Below are 21004 nucleotides of genomic sequence, written 5' to 3'. Positions count from 1 at the left end.
GCATCAAGCTTCCGTTCGTCGCCACAGACTGTCCACAAAATGGTGCTGACAGTCAAAGAAATTCTGTTCAAGGACAAATCCAGCTTCATCGGCGAGCTGCGAAATCTCCAGCAGGCTGTATTTCTTGCTCATTTCGGTCCAAATCAACTCATTGCGTGCGAAAACGAACTGCCTGCCGAGTTGCCCGATCGTGACATTTTGCTGCTTGAGCGAAACGAGATAGCTCCGCAATTCACCGCTGTCGGGATTGTAATGGCAGTAGAAATCGAATTGATCGAGTTGGAAATTGCCGTCCAATTCACGGTTGATGCGTGCCAATAGGTTGAGGTTGAAGCGCTTGGTAATGCCATGCGGATCAAAATAGGCCTGATGAATGGTCAGCGGATTCTTTTGCAAGTCAAAACCAATCATCAAGCGGTCCTCGGGAAGCATTTGCTCCCTGATTTTGGCCAGCAAATCCAAGCTTTGTTGCAGCGAATAATTGCCGATGTTCGCGCCGAGGAACAGGAAAAGCGTGGGTTCCGTGCGTTCAAATGCTTCAAGGCATTCGAAGTAATCTCCAATCAACGGCGCGACCTCCAATTGCATTCCAGATGCCGCAATCCGCTGCTCCAAGTCAGAAATGGCCGCTGCGGACACATCGATCGGCACGTAGCGAATCGACATTCCGCCCGCCTGCAGATTTCCGAGAAAGGCCAAGGTTTTTGTTCCGTCACCAGCGCCCAATTCGACCACGTTGAAGCGGCTACGGAATTTGAGCTCGGCACCGATTTTCAAGGCCTGCTGCGTCAAAATCTCGAATTCAGCAGCGGTCAAATAGTACTCCGGCATTTCCATGATTTCCTGGAAAATGCGGCTTCCCTGCGCGTCATAAAAGTATTTTGAAGGGAGAAATTTCCTTTCCGCCGACAATCCACGCTCCACATCCAACTGAAATTGCTCCATTTATTTTACCAATCTGATCCCGGTGAATTGCCATTGATGCTGCGGATGGAAAAAGTTGCGGTAGGTCGGCCGGCTATGTCCTTCGGGGGTGGCGGTGCTTGCCCCGCGCAAGACCATTTGGTTGATCATGAATTTGCCGTTGTATTCGCCGACCGCTCCCGGCGCGATTGCAAAACCCGGGTAAGGCAAATACGCGCTGTTGTTCCATTCCCAGCGACTTCCCCATTTGAAAAACGGACTTGCGACCTCCCATTCTGCCTCGGTTGGGAGACGCATCTTTTTCCATGTCGCGAAGGCATGGGCTTCATAAAAGCTCACATGGCATAAAATCGCATCCGGATCGACCTTTTTCAGACCCGCCAATGTGTATTGATGCCATTCTTCCCCTACCCGATGCCAGTAAAGCGGTGCCTGAATGCCATTTTCCTTGACCCAAGCCCAGCCTTCATCCAACCAAAGCTCAAACTTTTTGTAGCCGCCCGCAGCCATAAATCCTAGGAATTCCCCGTTGGTTACCAAGGATTTGCAAATCGAATATCCATTCAAATAGACCTTGTGGCGGTCCAATTCATTGTCAAAGCAAAAGCCATCTCCCGCAAAACCGATTTCGTAAATCCCTTCTTGCATTTCGACGAATCCGACCTCGGAATTAACGCCCGATTCGAAGTTGGAATGGACATCGTATTTGGGAAAAGTCGGCTGATGACCCAGAACATACTTGAGATCCGTGACCAACAATTCCTGATGCTGTTGCTCATGGTTCAGGCCCAAAGTGATCAAAGCCACGAGCTCGGACGGCAATGAATCACTCTGCAGCAATTCGAGCATGTGCCGATCGACGTATTCACGGTAACGATAGACCTCTTCGACCGTCGGACGCGTATTTGCCCCGCGGTTTCCGCGTTCGGTGCGTTCACCGACATGGTTGTAGTAGCTGTTAAAAAGGTAGCCGTACATGATGTCAAACACCTCGTACTGTGGGTAATGGCGCCGCAGGATCATCTCTTCAAAAAACCAAGTGGAATGCGCCAAATGCCATTTCGGCGGACTCGCAAACACCACAGGCTGAGGCACATAGTCCTCGATCGCGAGTGGCTTGCAAATCGCTTCCGTGCGGGCACGCGTCATCAAGTATGCATCGCGCAAACTCATGGTCGGCATCCTTTCCTGGGCATAAGAGGGTGTTTCTGAAAAAGGAGCATCTTCAGAGGGTTAACATGGAAATCGCTGCGAATGTTTGCCGGATTTCAGGGCAATTTGAAGGGAATGCAAAACACGCGTTCCAAGCCGTTGGCAGGGGTTTTCAAACGTGTGAGCAATTCCGCAGTGGACATTTTGCGCGGCATTTGCTTGGGAATTTCGGAGCGCTCCGTGGTGAAATAGAGCAGGCCGGTGGAAGCCTCCACAAACGGACAGAAGTCGATTCGGGGAGAATTGACGGGCAACGGCATCGGTTTTGCGGCCGACCAAAGCCCTTTTGAATCACGCTGACTCACCCAAAGGTCGCCGCCTCCCTGATCACCGACGCGTTTGTAGGCGCCAAAAATCAAATAGGATTCGTCGGGCGCGACGAAGGCATTGTATTCGGCGCCCATGGTGTTCACGCCGGCACCCAATTGCTGGGCGGCCTGCCACTGATTTTCCTTCCATTCGCAGACCCAAATGTCTTCGTGCGGCGTGGCATCTGCCGTAGGCCGGGTGAAGTAGAGGTTGCCGTTTGCGGCGACCGAGGGGTAAAATTCGTCTTCTTTGGTGTTGACCATCGGGCCCGCGTGCACGGGAGCGGACCAAGGTTCGCCCTCTGCTTTGCGTTCCAGGTACCAGACATCGTAGTCCTTGGCCTCCTTGGAGGCGGCAGAAAGCGGTCTTGCGGATACAAAAAACAGCCGGAGCCCATCGGGCGAAAATGCAGGTTCCAAGTCGCGGAATTCTCCGCTGAAGCCAGCGACTTGCGGTTCACTCCATTTTTTGCCCTTCTTCAGGCATGTAAACAAGGCCGAAAACTCCTTTTTGTAGCTTTCGACAGTAAAGAACATTTCCTTGCCGTCTGGCGAAATGGCCATGTCGCGGACATTGGGCAGCCCGGCGAACAAATCCGGAAGAAATGCGCGCAGGCTGTCATTTTGGGCTTGCGGCACAAGGTAAAAACCGAGCAAAAGCAGCCCTGCTGCGATGAATCGTGGCATCGTGGTCATAAAACAATGTTGCATTGAACTGTAAATCTAAGGGAAAACCAGTTGACGATTGGGTCAAATGACTTTCCCTTTACCGTGAAAGGAACCACTTCTCAAATGGCCCTCATCCGGTTGTTTTTAGGATTGTGCTCCAATTCGCAGAGGCCCAAACGCTCCATCAACGGCGGCATATAGACCCCAAAACGCCCGCGAAGGCCCTTTTTCAAGCCATACCAACCGCCAACAGGATTGCTTTCGGAACGGCCCCAGGCTTCGACGGTGCCTTCCTTGACGGGCTTCTGTTCGTCGGCACCGCCCAAATCCATCCAATCACCGTGGGCTTTGAGCATCGCATGCAAGTCGGCAACCGCACGCCATTGATAGAGCAAGGTCGTCGAACCGACCACGCAGTAAATGACTTCCTGCCCGTCCTTTTCGCCTTTGTACATTTCATAGTCGGATGTGCCGGGCGGGGTTTTGAGTTTCCAAGGATTTTCTTTGGTGCCTTCGAGGGTAGTGCTCATGGATTTTTGAGTTTAGACTTTAGAGAATGAAATTTTGAAGCTGGAATTTCGCAAAATGCGGAGACTTGGCAAAGGAAATGTCTACGGCATTGGAGAATCATTTTCAAATCGGAAGTCGCTTGTGCTTACGTTTTGTTTTGAGATTGCTGCGGTATTCCTGCAAAATGCCCGACAATTCGCCCATCGAATTGGTGTCTTTGATCAAAGGATAGTATTCGATGCGATCGATCACCTTCCGCAGGTCAAATGCCCAAAATGCAGTCATCAAAGGATTGATCCAGAGATGACTACCCGCCGTGCGGCCACTGAAATGAACGTCACCGTAGTTTCCCAACAACGCTGACAAAATCGAGTTGCAGACGATGCTTGGGCGACTCGCAACCTTTTCATTGGCAAATTCAACGGCCGAAATGAATTGTTTGGCCTCGGACATTTCCTTCATCAGTTGCCACATGCCCAAGTATCCTCCTTCCTTTGCCAACAGCGCCACATTTTCCAGAAAACGGTAGTGGGAAACGCCGTGAAAATGATCAATTCCAAATCCGATGCTGAGAAGGAACTGATGCGTGATTCCGCTGCGAAAAGCTGCTGCCATCGAGCAGATGTCCTCATGCGGCGTGCCGAGGCTTTCTTCATCGCCAAACATCAAACTATCCGTGCCGCCATCCATCAAAACCACGGTGTCGATTCCGTGAATTCGGGCGATTTGTTTGTAGGCGTCTCTCAACGGGCGTACGCCTGTCTTGCGAAAAGCGTACACGGACAATGGAATTCCTTGATGTGCAAACCATTGGCAAAGCACCTTTTCGGGAAAATAATCGCCGCCATCGATTAGACGATCATTGGCATGCACTTTGTAGCAGGCGTTGAATAGCAGTTCAGAATTGGTACGAGAGAGATCCGTGAAGGAAAGGTTGGCCAATGTAACTTCCTTTCCAAGTGCTGTCAAGGCAAAATAAATCGGAATCCCGGTAAAAATATCGAAGCCTCCGCCCGCACCTGCGAGTAGGATCCGTTTGCTCGACTTCAAATGCTGGAAAAAAGGGATTTGGTCGACTTGAAACATTGTGTAGGCTGCGAAATGAGGGTGAATCTGTCAAATTTAGTTGAAGGCCTTCAATTTTTCGAGGTTTTCAGAAAATACAAATGGGGGCTAAAAACAAAAGGATCCTCAGTTGCCCAAGGATCCAATTTCATCTTATCTCAGTTTGCAATTCTCAGTCCAACGACGAGATGCTTTTCTTTGCTTTTTTGGGCTTGGCAGTTTTGCCAATCGCGCTGGATTTGGCATCCTTGGCAGGGGCTTTGGTCCAGAATCCGTCACCGGATGCATTGCGTTCAGGGCGTTTGGAAGCAAAACCCGTGCTGCGGGCTTCACGCAAACGTCCGCCGAATGCTTCTTTTTTGGCGCCAAATCCTTTTTCCTTGGATGGCGCATCAGGTGCTTTGGGTGCTTCTGCCTGCTCGACGTGGATGGTCGTGCCGTCAAAGTCCTTGCCTGTCAACAATCCGGCAGCGTCGCCGCCATGGCTGTTGTCCAATTCAAAGAAGCTGAACTTCTTCAACACTTCGATCTTGCCAATCTGGACACCGCTCAGGGCCTCCTGATTGTTGATCATGTTGATGAGTTTGGGCGGCGTGAGGTCGTTTTTCGAACCCAAGTTGATGAAGTAGCGGGTGAAGCCCTTGGCACCTGCACGGGCACGCTCTACTTTCTCGCTTTTCTCAGCACGGTCAAAACCTTCGCTGCGGTCCACGATCGAGAGATGCTCATTGGAACGAACCTTCGGTGCAGGGCGCTCTTCACGCTCTGGGCGGGTTGTACGCTCTTCGCGGTCAGGGCGCGTGGTACGCTCGACACGCTCAGGACGTGTGGATGGACGCTCGTTGCGCTCCGGGCGGTCTGTGCGCTCACGGCGTTCCGGACGGTCGTCGCGGCGCTCGTAGCGGTCATCACGCTCGCGGCGTTCTGGACGCTCATCACGACGCTCAAATGCCGACTCGGCATTGATGTCGCCGGCACGCTGATAGTAACCCAGCAAACGGCTGAATTCCATGCCCACAAACTTCTGAATCAGTTCTTCGCGGGTCAGGTAAGCCAATTTTTCATACACAGGCTCCATCAACGGGGCAAGACGCTCGGCATCGACTTGTGTATCGATGATGCGGCTCACGTAGTTCACGAGCTGCTGCTGCACGATTTCGGCACCGCTAGGAATGCGCTTCTGGATGAAGGGCTTGTTGATTTGATATTCGAGCGACTTGATGAGGCGCTTGTCGCGTGGGCTGATGATCGAGATCGAAATGCCATTTTTACCTGCACGACCGGTACGGCCCGAGCGGTGAATATAGCTGTCGAGTTGATCTGGCAAACGGTAGTTGATCACGTGGGTGAGGTCATCCACGTCCAAGCCGCGTGCGGCGACGTCGGTGGCGATGAGCAACTGCAAGTTGCGGCTGCGGAAGCGGGCCATGACATGGTCACGCTGTCCTTGGCTCAAGTCACCGTGGAGCGCGTCTGCATTGTAGTTGTCGGCGATCAGGGCAGAAGCCACTTCCTGCGTTTCCAGACGGGTTTTGCAGAATACAATCCCGTAGATGTCGGGATGCAAGTCGGCAATCCGCTTGAGTGCGAGGTACTTGTCCTTGGGATGCGTGACATAGAACCAGTGCTCGACGTTTTTGGCGCCTGTGTTTTTGGTGCCTACAGAAATCTCCTCAGGGGATTTCATGTAGCGCTTGGTCATGCCCACGATTTCCTGCGGCATGGTTGCCGAGAAAAGCAGGGTTTGACGGGTAGCAGGCGTGGCAGCCAAAATGGCGTCCATGTCTTCCTGAAAGCCCATTTTGAGCATTTCATCCGCTTCGTCCAAAACCAGCCAACGGATGACCTCTACTTTGAGGGCACCACGGCGGATCATGTCCAAGGTACGTCCAGGCGTGCCAACGACGACTTGTGGGAGGCGATGCAATTGCTTGATTTGGCCTTCCATGCTTGCACCACCATAGATGGCAGTGACTTTGAAGCCTTTCAAGTGGGCACCGAATTTCTCAAGGTCTTTGGTGATCTGCATGCACAACTCCCTGGTTGGAGCCAAGATGAGTGCCTGAATGCCACGCAATTGAAAATCAAGCTGTCCAAGGATCGGAAGTCCAAAAGCTGCGGTTTTACCCGTTCCGGTTTGTGCCAAAGCGACCAAGTCATGGTCTTTGCTCAGGATAACTGGAATAGCTTTTTCTTGAATGGGGGTAGGCGCTGTGTAGCCCAAGTCGGTGATAGCCGACAGAATTTCCGGCGATAAGCCGAGCTCTGAAAAGGTCATACGGTAATTTTAAGTTCAACAACTGAGCTGTGAATCTTGAATCCCGCACCCTTCTCTATCGCCGTACGCACGGCGCCTCTTGGCTGCAAAATTCTGCCGTCCAGCAGCTTGCGAGTGCAAAGATAAGCAGAGTTTTCCGTTTTGATACCAAGCTATCGAAAATTACGAATGTTCGTACTATTTGGAATGGAAAATTGAGAATGGATAATAGACAATGAATGAGGGGGTTATGGGTGATATTTTCAAAAATGCCATGAAGATTATTTTCGACGAATGATCCTTTCTGACAGATCAAAACAAGTGGAATTCCGCTGATTTTCGGGCAAATCGCCCCAATTCTCATGACCGGTCAACGCATTTGTCAATTGTTCCGTACCTTTGCAGTAGAATTTGTATTATGACCTTTGAAAATTTAGAGATTATTCCGCCCATCCTGGAGGCGTTAAAGGCACTAGGATACACCGAACCGACCCCCATTCAGGCACAAGCCATCCCCATTTTGCTCCAAGGACGCGATTTGCTGGGTTGTGCACAGACAGGAACCGGCAAAACTTGCGCATTCGTGGTCCCCATTTTGCAGATGATGCATTCCCGGGTTGATCTGAAAGCAAAAGGCAAGAAAATCAAGGCTTTGATCATCACCCCTACCCGCGAGCTTGCGATTCAAATCGACGAAAGCATTCGCGACTATGGCAAGAACTTGGAAGGATTGCGCCACACTGTCATTTTTGGCGGCGTCAAGCAAGGCAATCAGACCCACGAGCTTCAGAAAGGCATCGATATCCTGACTGCAACCCCTGGTCGACTCCTCGACCTGATGCAACAAGGCTACATCCACCTGAAAGACATCGAGTTTTTTGTCTTGGACGAAGCAGACCGCATGCTCGACATGGGCTTTATCCATGATGTACGCAAGGTGATTGCAAAGCTTCCATCCAACCGGCAATCGCTGTATTTCAGTGCAACGCTGCCGCAGGAAATCGTCGAATTGTCCCAAAAAATCCTGAACAACCCCGCAAAAGTCTCTGTGACGCCTCAGTCGACGACGGCCGAACGGGTGGAGCAAGGACTTTATTTTGTGGACAAGGGCAACAAGAACGCCTTGTTGGTGCATTTGTTGAAGAATCCGGTGATCACCCGTGCCTTGGTCTTTTCCCGGACCAAACACGGCGCCAACAAAATCGCGAAAGTGCTGATGAAAGTCGGCATTGGCGCTGAAGCCATTCACGGCAACAAGTCCCAAGCTGCGCGTGTCGCAGCCTTGGAAGGCTTCAAAGCCGGCCGTTTGCGCGTTTTGGTGGCGACTGACATTGCAGCAAGGGGCATCGACATTGATGACTTGAGCCACGTCATTCAGTATGACCTTCCGAATGTACCTGAAACCTACGTCCACCGCATCGGTCGTACGGGTCGTGCAGGTGCAGCAGGTATTGCCTTGGCATTTTGCGATTCCGAGGAAAGGGCATACTTGCGCGATATTGAGCGCTTGATCCGTCAGCAATTGCCGCTCGTTCAAAACCATCCGTTTCCTCCGGGAACTGCATTGGCGAAGATGAGCGAGGCCGAGGCGGCTGAAGCCGAAGTGGAAGCAGCACGTGGTGGACGTGGCGGCGGTGGCCGTGGTTACGGCCAAGGTGGTGGTGGAAATCGCGGCGGCAACAGCCGTGGCCCTTCGACCCAAAGCCGGGACAACAACCGTCAACCGGCCCCGAAACCGCAATCCGAGCGTCAAAACCCTGTCGAACGGCAACCGCAGCAGCGGCCGGCTCCTCAAGGCCAAGGCAGCGCACAAGGTCCGCGTGATGGCAGCCCATCGCGTAACCGCAGGCGCAAGCGCCCTAGTGGAGGCGGTGGCGGCAACGCAGGCGCAAACAGCAGCAATGCGAGTTCAGCCAACACCAACTTCAACAGCGCACGCCAAGGCAATCCGCCGGCATCGCAGCCGAAATCCAATCCGGTAGAACGGAAAAACGAAAATTCCGGCAATAACCAAGAAGGCTTTCGCGGCGGAATCAGCTGGGATTAAGCCATTTGCCAGATAGATATTGACATCATCGGGACCGCGAAGAATTTCCAGCAATGGGTTTTTCGCGGTCCTGCTCTTTGGAGGCAATGAGATTCGCCTAAAAAATCAATTGAATCACGGGGTAATTCGCGGTGAGTCCACCATAGCCGATTCGCAAACGCCCGCCATAGATGCCGCCAACGCGTATCGGCTCACGCGTATAGCCCCAAAATCCGGTAAAATTCAGCCCGATCCCAATGGAAAAGGCATGGTTGATGCGCGCATTGATCCCTCCGCCGACACAACCCAGGAGTCCCATTCCGGAATAGGATCGGCCCCTTTTTGCCGATTGGATTTGCAGTGGTTGACCATCATTGGGTAATGTAATGACTGCATCGATGTCATTGAAGGAAAGCATCGCCCCGGCACGCGCATCCGCATACAGCCTGAATACGCGCAAGAAGGTTTTACCTGTAAACCAATGCTTTCCGTACAAAGCTGTGATTTCCATTCCGCCTTTGTTGTAGCGGTATTTACGGCTGTCATTCGAAGTTTCTGCCTTGTCGTGCGTGATCCCAAGCGTCAAAATTTCGTTGCGATCCGTGTTGATGTGGTTGAAATAATAGTAATTCCCCTGGTCGAATGTACCCTGACCGCCTTGAAATGGCTTTTGAAGAGACTGCAGCGCATAAAATCTCAATCCCGAAGGCCAATCGAGCCGCTGCCCATCCAACCTGAAATGGCCTGAAGCCTGCGGCAAGCCGCCGTAATGATAAAGTGTCCCCCATTCCAAGGAATAGAGATGCTTGTCGTCGACGCGTTCGGGAACCAACCGCAAATCAACCGGGCCAATCTCCGATTCAGGTGCTTGAGCCATGCTGCTACCCGCCTTCGCGACGATCAGAAACAGGAAACACAGCAATTTGACGGTGAATTTCATGGCAATACGATCCGTTTTTATTGCTACAAGCTACAAGAATTTCTGTGAATTCTCTCGTTGCGCATACCGGCATAATGCGTGATGGTCAAGGTCTTTTGCTCCATCTTAGTCCTACCGTCAATTCGGTTCCTGTTTCAATTCCCGCATCAGGCTTTTCACTTGCAGGTCAGTGAATCCATAAATCCCCTGTCGGCGCGTGAATTCTTGAAAGATCTCCTCGAATGTGCTTTTCCCCTCAGCCAGAATTTGCCGCAGCGCGGCTTGCGGCTGACCTTCTCCCCCATTTTCAGGGAATCGCGCCCAATGTGCTTCAACCACCTCCGGCAACCACCTGAAACACGGGCTTTTTGTTTTCGCCAAGATTGTCAAGGTGCTGCGGTCTTGCTGCTTGAAGGCCTTCCAAAGCGCACAGGCCAATTCGATATCCTCATTTTCAAATGGAATACGCGCAATCATCGCCGCCGAGATGCCGGATTCACCGATCCCGTCAAATCCCCGCCAGCGATTCCCTCCATCAGATTCAAGCGGAATTACGCGGAATAGCTGTCCCTTCCTTCCATTTTCAACCCAGCGGTTCACGACAAACCAGAGATTGACCTGACAAAACAAGTCATCGCCAAACCAAAGGTTGAATTCAGCATCTTCCCCGGCAAGCTGTAACCGGTCCAGCTGTTTCAAGACCCATTCGCTGTATTTTTCGACCGAAGCTTGGTATTCAGTCCGGATGAACTCAGCCCTTGCTTTCCAAGAACGGTCATTTTCGGGCAATGGACCCACCACATAACATTCCCGGATCACGACCAATTCGCCGGGGACCATTGCCAAGTCAAAGGTTTCGCGCAGGCGGTCATCTTGCAGGATATGCCATTGGGGATGGACTTGAGTGAACGGGTCCTCGACGACAACACGTGGAAATACCGCTTGCGGATCATCGAGCGCGATAAAATGGGCATCGAGCACTTGGGCGAATGCCAATCTCAAACGATCGTCGCCGCCTTCTCCGAGTTCCAAAGCCGGCCAATTCTGGCGAACCATCGCCGACAAGGTTTCGTCCAAGGTCGCATATTGAAAGGCGGTGGCTCGTTTTTCGACTTGAAAACTCAGGATGATCCCCCCGAAAAAAACGAGCAGTCCCCAGAGCGGCAACAAAAACATCATCACAAAGCCCGCCAACAACACTGCCCCCCAGATGTACTGCGCCCAGACAGGCAAGCCGATTCGTGGCAGTTTCCAGGTTAGCATTTCCTGCAATTCCTGCCATTTTTGCCTGCGCCCGTGATGCGGAAAAAGTCCGGTCATTGGGGTTTCCGGCAACAATTCGGTGGGGTCCATGCCCAGTTGGCCAGCGATCGCAGCCTTCAATTCGAGTCCAATCAGAATGCGGCCCCGCCAGAAGAAGTCATTTTCCATTGGGGAGAGATGCTTCATCAGGGCCTCCAAATCGACGTTTCCCGACTGATAGTCCAATGGAACCGGTCGTTCAAACCGCACCTCCAACGCCTTGCGGCAGGCCTTCCAATTCAGACGGTCGACATGGATCTCTTGAGACATGGCCAAAGATAGAAAAAACACCGCCGGGAAGGGAGAATGGGGAATTGAGAATTGAGAATTGAAAATTGAGAATTGAAAATTGAAAATTGAAAATTGAAAATTGAAAATTGAAAATTGAGAATTGAAAATTGAGAATTGAAAATTGAAAATGAAAAATGGAGAGCTGCAGTGCAACTGCGAAGCACATCGCGAAGACCTTTGAAACGTGACAACGCTGAGTACAACACGAAGACCTTTGACAAAGAAACACCTGGAGCAATCGAAGAAGTCCAACCCGCAGGGTTCAGTGAAGCCAGTGGATAATGAAAAATGGAGAATGGCGATTGTATCCACCATTCTCCATTTTCAATTATCAATTCCTTACATTGTTCCGGTAAGGGCGATTCCGAAGTTGATGTTGTTGAAGGTCGGACCTTGGCCGTCGCGGAAAATGTTGCTCAGCGTGTAGTTGGTGTACACCTCGAGGCCACCGTAGCCGATGCGCGCGGTGACACCATAACGCAGCGGATTCAAATTATAGTCGTCTTTGTAGATGACCTTGCCGCGCTCCTCGCTTTTTTGCTTGGTGCTTGCTCCCAAAAACAATCCGGCGAATCCACCCAAGGAAAAATGGAAGCTATGTCCGCGATTTTCGGGTTTGGTTTGGAAGCACAACATCAGCGGAATCTGTCCATACCACATGTTGAGCTTGTTTTTCTTGAATTTCACCGAATCCGTGAAGGTGGTGACATTGGGCTGATTGGGCAACAAGCTCACGTTGTTACGGAATTGATAGCGCTGATTTTCAAAGGTCAACGCGGTCAAAATGCTCACTTTGCCTTTGGCCATGTTGAAGTGGGTCGGCAAGAAGTGCAAAGAAACCTGTGACGAGCGCAGTGGCTCCGTTTCGAAACTGCTTTCATTCGCAGGGATGCTGAAGCTGTTGTTGTAGAGCATCCAATTGAGGCCCAAGTCGATCCCGATGAATTCCGTGTCGACGGGCTTGATTTCGTCGTCGTCGTCTTTGTCGGGTTCACTGTTGTGTACCTGCACGTCCTTTTTGCCGGATACGGAGTCAACGGTGATCGTGATGACTTTTTTTCCGACGTAGACTTCGGTCGTATCGGTGACGACATCGTTGGTGGTCTGGGCATTGAGCCCCATCGCGGTGAGCAAAAACATGCTCAGGAACAAGAACTTGGACATATTGATCGCGGAAATTGATATATACTTTTTCATGTGATTTACTGCTTAACGGTTTTGACTCTTTTGATTTTGAACAAGCCGAAATCGGCATTGAAGGCAGTCATTTTGAGGTCGTCTTCCTGCCTTTCTTTGTAGCTGGCATTCAGTCCGAGAAACTCATTGGCACCATTGGTGACGGCTCCCAGGATGGCACCTGACTTGCTGCGCAGGTTTTCCGAAGTCAGGTCATCGCGACCGGGGACACGGATGCTGCGTTTGTTGGAATTGCTCGCGATTACCTTGAGGGTCTCAGGCCGAGGTTCGACGGGCAGAATGGTCCTTGGGCCACCATTGTCGGGGGATGGGGCTTTTGGGACTTCCATTTTGGGCGTCTCTTCCTGCACGATCAGCTTCTCAGGTTGGCCGGGGCCAAAAGGTGAAAGTGCCTTTGTCTTCAAGGAATCAATTGCGGGATTTACTTTTTCGGGGGCAGGATTCGAACCGTGGGCGAAGGCGGAATTGCCTTGCTTCACGTTTGGACGCTGCGTTGGATCGGGGGTAACATCCTTTGCTTCCTCAGCAAGGTAGATGTCTTTGGTTCCCATCCTGTCAAGCGGCACGACTTGGATGCGTGGCGCTTTTGTCTTTCTGGAGAAGGCGAGGGCTTTGGGGGCCGTGGATTCGCCTTGGAAGAACATGTAGCCTGCACCGACCACTGCGAGGACCGCCGCTGCAGCAGCTACCCTGAACAGCCATGGGCTGGACTGCGCCGGACCGTGATGCCCGATGGCACCCCGCACCTCGGCCCAAACGCGTGCCGAAGGCTCGTCTTCCAACGTGCCAAGCTTGGCCTTGATCGCTTCGTCAAATTTATCGTGCTGCTCCATAATTCTCGCGTGTCGAAACGTGGATGTTCTCCTGCAGGGTTTGTCTTGCCCTGGCAAGCTGTGATTTTGAAGTTCCTTCCGTGATGTTCAAGCGCTCGGCAATTTCCTTGTGGGAGTAGCCTTCGATTGCATAAAGGTTGAAAACAGTGCGGTAGCCGACCGGCAACGCCTGTACCATGCGCAGGATTTCCTGCTCCGACATGGACGAAACAATGTCCCATCCGCCATCGGTATTGGCTGCCTGCTGAATGTCTACGACGGGGTACATCGAAGACTTTTTGCGCAGGAATTCAAGGGCAGTGTTGACGACAACCCTTCTGATCCAACCTTCCAAAGAACCTTTCCCTTCGTAACTGCCGATGTTTTTAAACACTTTGACAAAGCCGTCTTGCAAAATGTCTTCGGCGGTTTCCCGGTCGGGTGCATAGCGCAAACAAACGCCAAACATTTTCCGGTAGTACAGATTGTAGAGTGCCTCCTGATGTTGTGGTTGCCCCTTGACACAACCACGCACCATTCGCTCCTCTTCATTATGTCCCCCGAATATTCCCATGGATAAAACTCCAAATACGACCTTAAGATGATGCACACCTCCGATTCGTTGCATGGCATGTTGAAATATTTCAACATCCTACCACAACAACCTGTATATCAAATATATAAATATCGTTTTCAACAAAAAATGTCATTATCCACAAAACAGGTTGCTACTAGGAGTCCGTTGAAAAATGACTAATTTGCCTCCGCTTTTTGATGACAATGATCGATAACGCGTGAGTTTTTGGTGGAAATACTTCCTTGTTGGGCTTTTTTGCCTCGGGAGCGGATGGTTGCCTGCACAGGACATGACCGCGAGGGACTATTTCCTGATGGGAACCGCCAAATACCGTTGCAAGGCTTGTAATCAAGCCGTTGAGGATTTCACCAAAGCCATTGAACTGAACAAGGAGTATGCAGAAGCCTTCTATGGCCGCAGTCTTGCCTACACCTGTGCCAAAAACTATCCGGCAGCGATCACCGACATCGACCGGGCGATTCAACTCTCACCCAACCAAGTGCTTTACCGGGAAGGCAAGGCAAGAATCAAACTCGCCGACGGCAAAAATGTAGAAGCACGGGTAGAATTTGAAAAGGCCCTTCGAATGGATAGCCTTTGTTGGCAGGCATGGTATGGCATCGCGCAGGTACACGACAATTTGGATTCGACGCGGCTCTCCCGCAAAGCTTATGAAAAGGCCGTGACGCTGAATCCGGATTTTCCGATGGCCTACCTTGGGGTCGCGGAAACAAAAATCAAGCTCGGTGACTACGAAGGCGCGATGCCCAACCTGATCATCGCCGCAGAAATGGCCCCCGAATATGCCAGAGTCTATGAACTGCTCAGCCTTGCCAAACTGCGTCGTGGGAACTTCAAGGAAGCGATCGAGGATGCGACCAAAGCTACAAGCCTGGATGCCAAGAATAAGGAAGCTTATAAGCACCGTGCGGATAGTTATCTGGCACAGGAAAATTATATGTTGGCAGACGCCGACTACACAACCGTACTTTCTTTAGACAAACGAGATGGTGATGCTTTTTATCGTCGGGGCATCTGCAACGAAAAACTGGGTGATGCCAACGCCGCCAAAAAATTCTATGGCAAGGCCGTCAAGCGCGACAAGGTACTGAAGGAGGCTTACAGCAACCGGGCCGCGATCTGGGAGCAGCTTGGAAAACCTAAAAAGGCCTTGCCGGATTTGAATCAGGCATTGTTATTGGACAAAAACAACCTCTCTTTGCGGCTGCGCCGCGGGTTTCTTTTGCTTCAGTTGCTTCAAATCCAAGCTGCATCCGATGATTTTGTCGCTGCGACCTATATCGACCCCACCTCGGGGGTGGCATTTTACGGTTTGGGGCTTGCTCGGTATCAAAATGGGAATTCGAATGATGCTTGTGATGCTTGGAAGACTGCAAAAAAACTTAACGAACCTCGTGCTGCTGAGGAACTTTCCAAATATTGCAATGATTAATATCCTTTTTTCTATCTTTGCCCGCTAGTAGGCTGAGAAAATCTTTCCGGTAATCAAATGAATTTTTGGCTTTCTAAATTTCAATTCATGAAAATGAAAAAACACGCTCTACTTTTTGCTCTTTTACTTGGGACTTGCTTGCAGGTCGCTGCCCAGACTCCGAAAGATACACTTAACCTTCGGGACAAACATTTCATGCGCCAAGCTGCGTATGAAGCCAATCAAGAATCATTTGCTCCACCACGCAGGAACAACTCTGCCCTTGGTGTCCAATTTGGCACGGCGATGATCTCTGGCGACATACGTCCAGAACTCGGCTTTGGTTTTGGCCTGAACCTGCGCAAAGCAATCAGCCATGTCATTTCCTTGCGCATGTCTGCAAGTATGGGTACAGCAAAAGGTCAAAACTGGCGCGCCAACGGCGGTTTTGCCCGCAACTCAGCCTTGAATGGTGCTGTAGACTCAGCGGCAAATTATACCACCAATGCCTATCCCTACGTTTATTACAATCACAAAACCAAGTACTACGACTTGGGATTGCAAGGAATCTTCAACATTGGAAACATCAGTTTCCACAACAAAGACCCCAAAGTGAGCTTGTATGCCTTTGCCGGTGTGGGGGCAATGCTTTACAATACACATGTCAATGCCTTGGATGCCAATGGCTCTACCTATGATTACAGCGGTATCAACGGTACGCAAAATTTGAGTGACCGCAAGGACATCCTGAGCAACCTCAACAACTTGATCGACGATTCCTACGAGACAGCGGCTGAATCCCATCCTCACAAACCTGGACTCAACGAGAATACCCTGGCTGTGGTTGGCCATGTCGGTTTGGGCTTGGAATTCAAACTCTCCCGCAGGTTGAGCTTGAGCTTGGAGCACCGCGTGACCTGGAGCGGCGATGACCTCTTGGACGGTCACCGCTGGGAAGAGACCCTGACCTTGACCGCCAACGGCGACTATTTGCAAAACACGACGATCGGATTCAATTTCCGCCTCGGAAAAGGTCAGGAAAGCTACTGGTTCCAGAATCCGCTTTCTTCGATTTACAATGATGTCCGTGACCTGAAGCGTTTCAACAAATCGGGTGACAAGGACAGCGACAACGACGGCGTGGTGGATTCCCGCGACAAAGAGCCAGGCACACCTGAGGGCGTACTGGTTGATGGCCAAGGCCGTGCGGTAGATTCCGACGGTGATGCTATTCAAGACTTCCGCGACAAGGAGCCATTTTCACCTAAAGGTTCTGAAGTGGATCGCAATGGCATTGCCATCGACAGCGACAACGACGGCGTGATCGACTTCTACGACGACGAGCCGGGCAGTGCTGCAGGTGGCCAAAGCGATGCAAACGGCAAAGCCATTGCTGTGCAGGCTGCTCCAACCGAAGCCGTCGGCGGAAGCTACTTCGGCATGATCAACTTTGATTTGAACAGCTCCGATGTCAAGCAGGAATACTATCCGGTGATCTTCCAAGTCGCCAAATACCTCAACGAAAACCCCACCAAAACCATCGTCGTCGTCGGCAACGCCGACAACCGTGGCAAGTCCGACGCCAACACCGAGCTGTCCAAGGCCCGCGCCACCAACGTGGCCAAGGTCCTGAACACCAACCTTGGTATCGCTCCTGAACGTATCAAAATCGACTACAAAGGTTCCGACGAGCAATTGGTCAAAAACCTGCCCGCCGACTACAAGGATCCAAAACTCGAAGCGCTTCAGTTCTTGAACAGAAGGGTTGAGTTCCGTGTGATTGAATAATCACCGGTGACTAGATTTCAGAAACGGCAGTCTTAGGGCTGCCGTTTTTTTTTTGTGTTTTGCCGAGGCAAGGCTTTCTCCAAATTAGGGCAGGAGGTGGAAGACCGGCGACGCCGACCGTCTCAAATTCCTTTTTATCTTTGAGGCGCACAAAACGCTTTTCCAGGATATGAAAAAGACCTCCTTCTTCGTTGCAGCCTTGTTGGTGATGGCGCTCACAGCCAACAATGACAAAACCACCACCGGAAACGGCAACATCACGGCCGATTCGACGGGCAAAGGCAATGCAAAGGCACAGGCTTTTCTCGACAGCTACACCAAGGAATTTCAGGCACTTTACTACGCAAGTTCCCAAGCCGAATGGGAAAGCAATACCCATATCGTCGAGGGCGACAGCACCAATGCCGTGCGTACCAAGGCCGCCAACGAGGCCTTTGCGGATTTCACCGGTAGCGAAGAAAACATCAACAAAACCAAGAAATTCCTCAAGAAAACCGATCTGAGCCCGATCCAAAAGCGACAGTTGGATGGCATTCTCTACAGCGCAGCCAACAATCCCGCGATTGTCAAGGACGTGGTCAAAAACAGGATCAAAGCTGAAACAGAACAGACCGAGAAGCTGTTTGGCTTCAATTTTATGCTGGATGGCAAAAAGGTTTCGACCAACGACATCGACAAGATTCTGGGAGAGGAAACCAACTTGAAGAAGCGCAGAATGGCTTGGGAAGCAAGCAAGGAAGTCGGCAAAGGCTTGAAGCCCGGCTTGGTCAATCTTCGCGGCCTGCGCAATGAAACGGTCAAAGCCTTGGGTTACGACGACTATTTCAGCTATCAGGTGAGCGACTACGGCATGACCCGTCAGGAAATGATGGACCTGATGCACGGATTGATCCGCGACATTTGGCCACTCTACCGCGAACTGCATACTTGGGCACGCTACGAATTGGCCAAGAAATACAAAGTGGTGGATGTTCCGGATCTGATTCCTGCGGATTGGCTTCCGAATCGTTGGGGGCAGGATTGGTCATCGTTGGTGGATGTCGAAGGTGTGGACCTTGACGCAGCACTCAAAGACAAAAGCGCGGAGTGGCTTGTCAAGACCGCGGAGGAATTTTACGTGAGCCTTGGTTTTGAAAAGCTTCCACCTGTATTCTGGGAAAAGTCCAGCCTCTACCCTGCTCCAAAGGATGCCGGCTACCAAAAAAACAACCATGCAAGTGCTTGGCACCTGGACTTGGAGCGCGACGTGCGCAGCCTGATGAGTGTGCTTCCCAATACCGAATGGTATGAGACGACCCACCACGAATTGGGACACATCTATTATTACCTCACGTACACCAACAAGGATGTGCCCGCGCTCCTGCGCAAAGGTGCAAACCGTGGCTTCCACGAGGCCATCGGCAGCTTGCTGGGGCTGGCAGCCATGCAAAAACCCTATATGGAGCACCTGAAGCTGATTCCAGCCGACACCAAAACCGACGAACAAAAGACCTTGCTGAAAGAAGCCCTGAATTACATCGTATTCATGCCGTTTGGCGCGGGCGTCATGACCGATTTCGAGCATGATCTCTACGCCGGCAATCTCCCTGAAGCCGAATTCAACAAAAGATGGTGGGAATTGGCCGCGAAATATCAAGGAATGGCCCCGCCGACGACCAGGGGCGAGGAGTACTGTGATGCCGCGTCCAAAACGCATATCAACGACGACGCCGCGCAGTACTACGATTATGCGATGAGCTACGTGCTGTTGTTCCAATTCCACGACCACATCGCCAAAAACATCCTTCATCAGGATCCACACGCGACCAATTACCATGGAAATCAAGAAGTTGGAAAATTCTTGAAGGACTTGCTTTACCCAGGTGGAAGCCGTGATTGGCGGGAATTGCTCAAGGAAAAACTCGGTGCCGAAATGAGTGCCAAGGCGATGCTCGACTACTTCAATCCGCTAATGGATTTCCTGAAAAAGGAAAATGAAGGCCGGAAATACACGCTGCCGGAAACGATTTGATAGTTAGAAGTTAGCAGTTAGCAGTTAGCAGTTTTGATTCCGCCGATAGCGTCATTGGAATTGCTAACTGCTACTTTCTAACTGCTAATTGAGTGAAGGGTCAACCGGATAATGCGCCATGGCTTTGTATTTGCCGCCCATGGCTTGCAGGATTTCGCCCCAGAGGGCTTCGGAGCGGTCGGCGAAGGCAAATTTGTCGCTGCGACTGCTGACGATCCACGATTTCATCTCCATTTCGCCTTCCAATTGCTGCGGTCCCCAACCTGAATAGCCGACAAAAAAGCGGATGTCGTGAGGAACCACAATTCCGAGGCGGATCATCCGCTTCAGTTTTTCGAAGTCGCCGCCCCAATAGACACCGGGCGCAATCTCGTCGCCATCGTCGGCCAAGGCCTCGATACGATGAATAAAGTGCAAGGAGTCGCGTTGCACCGGCCCGCCCATGTACACGGGCGCGTCAAATTCAGGGAAATCTTCAATAATTTCGTTGATTTTGTAGATGATCGGTTTGTTGAGAATGAACCCGATCGACCCTTCTTCATTGTGCTCGGTGAGCAACACGACGGAACGGGCAAAGTTCGGATCCTGCAAAAACGGCTCCGAAAGCAAGATGTTTCCCTTGGTTGGCGTTTTCATTTTTGTAGCCTTGAAAATCAATTTTACCAAAACTTTCGGCAAAGATCAAGCCTTTCGCCACGGAATTGTGGGTCTTTGGGCATGAATGGTGTAAAATTGTCGGCTTGACGGCGTAAACATCACTTTGCCGAATTGGGGACAGTATGAGTGTTGCACCATGTTGGTCTATTTTCGCGATCGAAGGGTGTACAAATGCAGCCGTTTGATGCCGGCATTCTGTCTAAATTGCCCCGCATTTTCAGTTGGAAATTGACATGGAAAAAACAAAAGGTTTTGCGCTCGTCACGGGCGCGAGCAAGGGTATCGGCAAGGAAATCGCGCGTCAATTGGCCGCGCAGGGGTGGTCGTTGCTCCTCGTAGCGCGTTCTGCCCATTTGCTCGAAGCGATGAAATCCGAATTGGAAGGGCAATACAAAGTCACCGTCCAAGTCTATGCCGTCGATCTTGCCGCCCCCGAAGCGCCGGGCAAAATCCTCGAATTTTGTCAGCTTAATCAGTTGCGCGTTCAAATTCTGGTCAACAACGCCGGCTTTGGGGTTTGGGATAAGTTCGAAAAATCCAGTTTTGAGGAATTGGAAGCGATGAACGCATTGAATGTCACCGCCTTGTTGCGGATGTGCCATACGTTCATTCCCCTCCTGAAACAAAACGAAAAGGCCTGGATCATGAATGTCGCAAGCTTGGGTGCCTATCAACCCCTCCCGAATATGGCGCTCTATGGCGCAGGAAAGGCTTATGTGCGTTCGTTTAGCTATGCCTTGCGCGCAGAATTGCGCTCCACCCCTATTTCCGTGACTTGCCTTTCACCGGGCAGTGTGACGACGGATTTTGCCGAAAGAGCCGGTAGCCAACAAGTGATCGAAGCCAACCAACGCGTCACGATGACCGCCGAAAAATGCGCTCGCATCGCCCTCAAGGCCATGTTTCGCGGCAAAGCCGAGACCATTCCCGGTTGGTACAACGGCCTCGGAGCCTTCCTTACGAAGCTCATTTCCACCCAAATGGCAGCCAAAGCCGCAGGTCGCATCATGCACAAACCGGACTGACCTGCTTGGCATTCGCGTCGCA

Annotated in this window: 17 protein-coding genes; 5 read left to right on the top strand and 12 right to left on the bottom strand. The window is 51.4% G+C overall.

Features of this window, described 5'->3' with window-relative positions:
• Nucleotides 1-3: 3 nt before the first annotated feature.
• From IPN95_09110 to IPN95_09085, 6 genes are all read right to left on the bottom strand, one after another.
• The gene (locus IPN95_09110; protein ID MBK9449560.1) at nucleotides 4-945 is read right to left on the bottom strand and encodes an L-histidine N(alpha)-methyltransferase; all 942 of its coding nucleotides are present in this window, start codon (nucleotides 943-945) and stop codon (nucleotides 4-6) included.
• A complete protein-coding gene (locus tag IPN95_09105) occupies nucleotides 946-2097 on the bottom strand; it encodes an ergothioneine biosynthesis protein EgtB (GenBank protein ID MBK9449559.1) in 1152 nt (383 codons plus the stop codon).
• Between the two features lie 95 nt (nucleotides 2098-2192).
• A complete protein-coding gene (locus IPN95_09100) occupies nucleotides 2193-3131 on the bottom strand; it encodes a PD40 domain-containing protein (GenBank protein MBK9449558.1) in 939 nt (312 codons plus the stop codon).
• A gap of 101 nt (nucleotides 3132-3232) precedes the next feature.
• Nucleotides 3233-3643 (bottom strand): hypothetical protein, encoded by a 411-nt coding sequence (locus IPN95_09095; GenBank protein MBK9449557.1) that lies wholly within the window; start codon nucleotides 3641-3643, stop codon nucleotides 3233-3235.
• A gap of 103 nt (nucleotides 3644-3746) precedes the next feature.
• Nucleotides 3747-4709, bottom strand: coding sequence for a DUF1152 domain-containing protein (locus tag IPN95_09090; protein ID MBK9449556.1), 963 nt, complete (start codon nucleotides 4707-4709; stop codon nucleotides 3747-3749).
• A 151-nt stretch (nucleotides 4710-4860) separates the two neighbouring features.
• Entirely contained in the window at nucleotides 4861-6966 is a 2106-nt protein-coding gene (locus IPN95_09085; protein MBK9449555.1) for a DEAD/DEAH box helicase, read from the bottom strand.
• A 397-nt stretch (nucleotides 6967-7363) separates the two neighbouring features.
• Between IPN95_09085 and IPN95_09080 the strand changes: the two genes are divergently transcribed.
• Nucleotides 7364-8992 (top strand): DEAD/DEAH box helicase, encoded by a 1629-nt coding sequence (locus tag IPN95_09080; GenBank protein MBK9449554.1) that lies wholly within the window; start codon nucleotides 7364-7366, stop codon nucleotides 8990-8992.
• Nucleotides 8993-9089: 97 nt separating this feature from the next.
• Here the strand turns inward: IPN95_09080 and IPN95_09075 are convergent, their stop codons facing one another.
• The 5 genes from IPN95_09075 to IPN95_09055 form a co-directional block, all read right to left on the bottom strand.
• Nucleotides 9090-9911 (bottom strand): hypothetical protein, encoded by an 822-nt coding sequence (locus IPN95_09075; GenBank protein MBK9449553.1) that lies wholly within the window; start codon nucleotides 9909-9911, stop codon nucleotides 9090-9092.
• A 117-nt stretch (nucleotides 9912-10028) separates the two neighbouring features.
• The gene (locus IPN95_09070) at nucleotides 10029-11462 is read right to left on the bottom strand and encodes a hypothetical protein (GenBank protein MBK9449552.1); all 1434 of its coding nucleotides are present in this window, start codon (nucleotides 11460-11462) and stop codon (nucleotides 10029-10031) included.
• Between the two features lie 360 nt (nucleotides 11463-11822).
• Nucleotides 11823-12680, bottom strand: coding sequence for an outer membrane beta-barrel protein (locus tag IPN95_09065; protein MBK9449551.1), 858 nt, complete (start codon nucleotides 12678-12680; stop codon nucleotides 11823-11825).
• A 5-nt stretch (nucleotides 12681-12685) separates the two neighbouring features.
• The gene (locus tag IPN95_09060; GenBank protein ID MBK9449550.1) at nucleotides 12686-13513 is read right to left on the bottom strand and encodes a hypothetical protein; all 828 of its coding nucleotides are present in this window, start codon (nucleotides 13511-13513) and stop codon (nucleotides 12686-12688) included.
• The gene (locus tag IPN95_09055) at nucleotides 13497-14066 is read right to left on the bottom strand and encodes a sigma-70 family RNA polymerase sigma factor (GenBank protein ID MBK9449549.1); all 570 of its coding nucleotides are present in this window, start codon (nucleotides 14064-14066) and stop codon (nucleotides 13497-13499) included. The genes IPN95_09060 and IPN95_09055 overlap by 17 nt, the downstream gene beginning before the upstream one ends.
• Nucleotides 14067-14286: 220 nt before the next feature.
• Between IPN95_09055 and IPN95_09050 the strand changes: the two genes are divergently transcribed.
• The 3 genes from IPN95_09050 to IPN95_09040 all read left to right on the top strand — a co-directional run bounded on the left by IPN95_09050 (nucleotide 14287) and on the right by IPN95_09040 (nucleotide 19300).
• Entirely contained in the window at nucleotides 14287-15522 is a 1236-nt protein-coding gene (locus tag IPN95_09050) for a tetratricopeptide repeat protein (protein ID MBK9449548.1), read from the top strand.
• 93 nt (nucleotides 15523-15615) lie between these two features.
• Nucleotides 15616-17289 (top strand): OmpA family protein, encoded by a 1674-nt coding sequence (locus IPN95_09045; protein ID MBK9449547.1) that lies wholly within the window; start codon nucleotides 15616-15618, stop codon nucleotides 17287-17289.
• A gap of 208 nt (nucleotides 17290-17497) precedes the next feature.
• The gene (locus IPN95_09040; GenBank protein MBK9449546.1) at nucleotides 17498-19300 is read left to right on the top strand and encodes a M2 family metallopeptidase; all 1803 of its coding nucleotides are present in this window, start codon (nucleotides 17498-17500) and stop codon (nucleotides 19298-19300) included.
• An 84-nt stretch (nucleotides 19301-19384) separates the two neighbouring features.
• Here the strand turns inward: IPN95_09040 and IPN95_09035 are convergent, their stop codons facing one another.
• Complete coding sequence (locus IPN95_09035; protein ID MBK9449545.1) at nucleotides 19385-19936, bottom strand: YqgE/AlgH family protein; 552 nt, start codon at nucleotides 19934-19936, stop codon at nucleotides 19385-19387.
• Nucleotides 19937-20190: 254 nt separating this feature from the next.
• Here IPN95_09035 and IPN95_09030 point away from each other — a divergent pair, with 254 nt between their 5' ends.
• Nucleotides 20191-20982, top strand: coding sequence for an SDR family oxidoreductase (locus tag IPN95_09030; protein MBK9449544.1), 792 nt, complete (start codon nucleotides 20191-20193; stop codon nucleotides 20980-20982).
• Nucleotides 20983-21004: the final 22 nt, after the last annotated feature.

It is taken from the genome of Bacteroidota bacterium (assembly GCA_016718825.1).
In the GTDB taxonomy this organism is placed as follows: domain Bacteria; phylum Bacteroidota; class Bacteroidia; order J057; family JADKCL01; genus JADKCL01.
The sequence above is the reverse complement of the archived record's forward strand: the minus strand, read 5'-3'. Positions and strand labels throughout refer to the sequence as shown.

Bases quoted from the DNA above. Each gene is read 5' to 3' on its own strand.
- IPN95_09090 (MBK9449556.1), bottom strand. From the start codon at position 4,709: ATGTTTCAAGTCGACCAAATCCCTTTTTTCCAGCATTTGAAGTCGAGC.
- IPN95_09095 (MBK9449557.1), bottom strand. From the start codon at position 3,643: ATGAGCACTACCCTCGAAGGCACCAAAGAAAATCCTTGGAAACTCAAA.
- IPN95_09045 (MBK9449547.1), top strand. From the start codon at position 15,616: ATGAAAAAACACGCTCTACTTTTTGCTCTTTTACTTGGGACTTGCTTG.
- IPN95_09080 (MBK9449554.1), top strand. From the start codon at position 7,364: ATGACCTTTGAAAATTTAGAGATTATTCCGCCCATCCTGGAGGCGTTA.
- IPN95_09070 (MBK9449552.1), bottom strand. From the start codon at position 11,462: ATGTCTCAAGAGATCCATGTCGACCGTCTGAATTGGAAGGCCTGCCGC.
- IPN95_09055 (MBK9449549.1), bottom strand. From the start codon at position 14,066: ATGGGAATATTCGGGGGACATAATGAAGAGGAGCGAATGGTGCGTGGT.
- IPN95_09105 (MBK9449559.1), bottom strand. From the start codon at position 2,097: ATGAGTTTGCGCGATGCATACTTGATGACGCGTGCCCGCACGGAAGCG.
- IPN95_09035 (MBK9449545.1), bottom strand. From the start codon at position 19,936: ATGAAAACGCCAACCAAGGGAAACATCTTGCTTTCGGAGCCGTTTTTG.
- IPN95_09040 (MBK9449546.1), top strand. From the start codon at position 17,498: ATGGCGCTCACAGCCAACAATGACAAAACCACCACCGGAAACGGCAAC.
- IPN95_09060 (MBK9449550.1), bottom strand. From the start codon at position 13,513: ATGGAGCAGCACGATAAATTTGACGAAGCGATCAAGGCCAAGCTTGGC.
- IPN95_09065 (MBK9449551.1), bottom strand. From the start codon at position 12,680: ATGAAAAAGTATATATCAATTTCCGCGATCAATATGTCCAAGTTCTTG.
- IPN95_09100 (MBK9449558.1), bottom strand. From the start codon at position 3,131: ATGCCACGATTCATCGCAGCAGGGCTGCTTTTGCTCGGTTTTTACCTT.
- IPN95_09110 (MBK9449560.1), bottom strand. From the start codon at position 945: ATGGAGCAATTTCAGTTGGATGTGGAGCGTGGATTGTCGGCGGAAAGG.
- IPN95_09085 (MBK9449555.1), bottom strand. From the start codon at position 6,966: ATGACCTTTTCAGAGCTCGGCTTATCGCCGGAAATTCTGTCGGCTATC.
- IPN95_09030 (MBK9449544.1), top strand. From the start codon at position 20,191: ATGGAAAAAACAAAAGGTTTTGCGCTCGTCACGGGCGCGAGCAAGGGT.
- IPN95_09075 (MBK9449553.1), bottom strand. From the start codon at position 9,911: ATGAAATTCACCGTCAAATTGCTGTGTTTCCTGTTTCTGATCGTCGCG.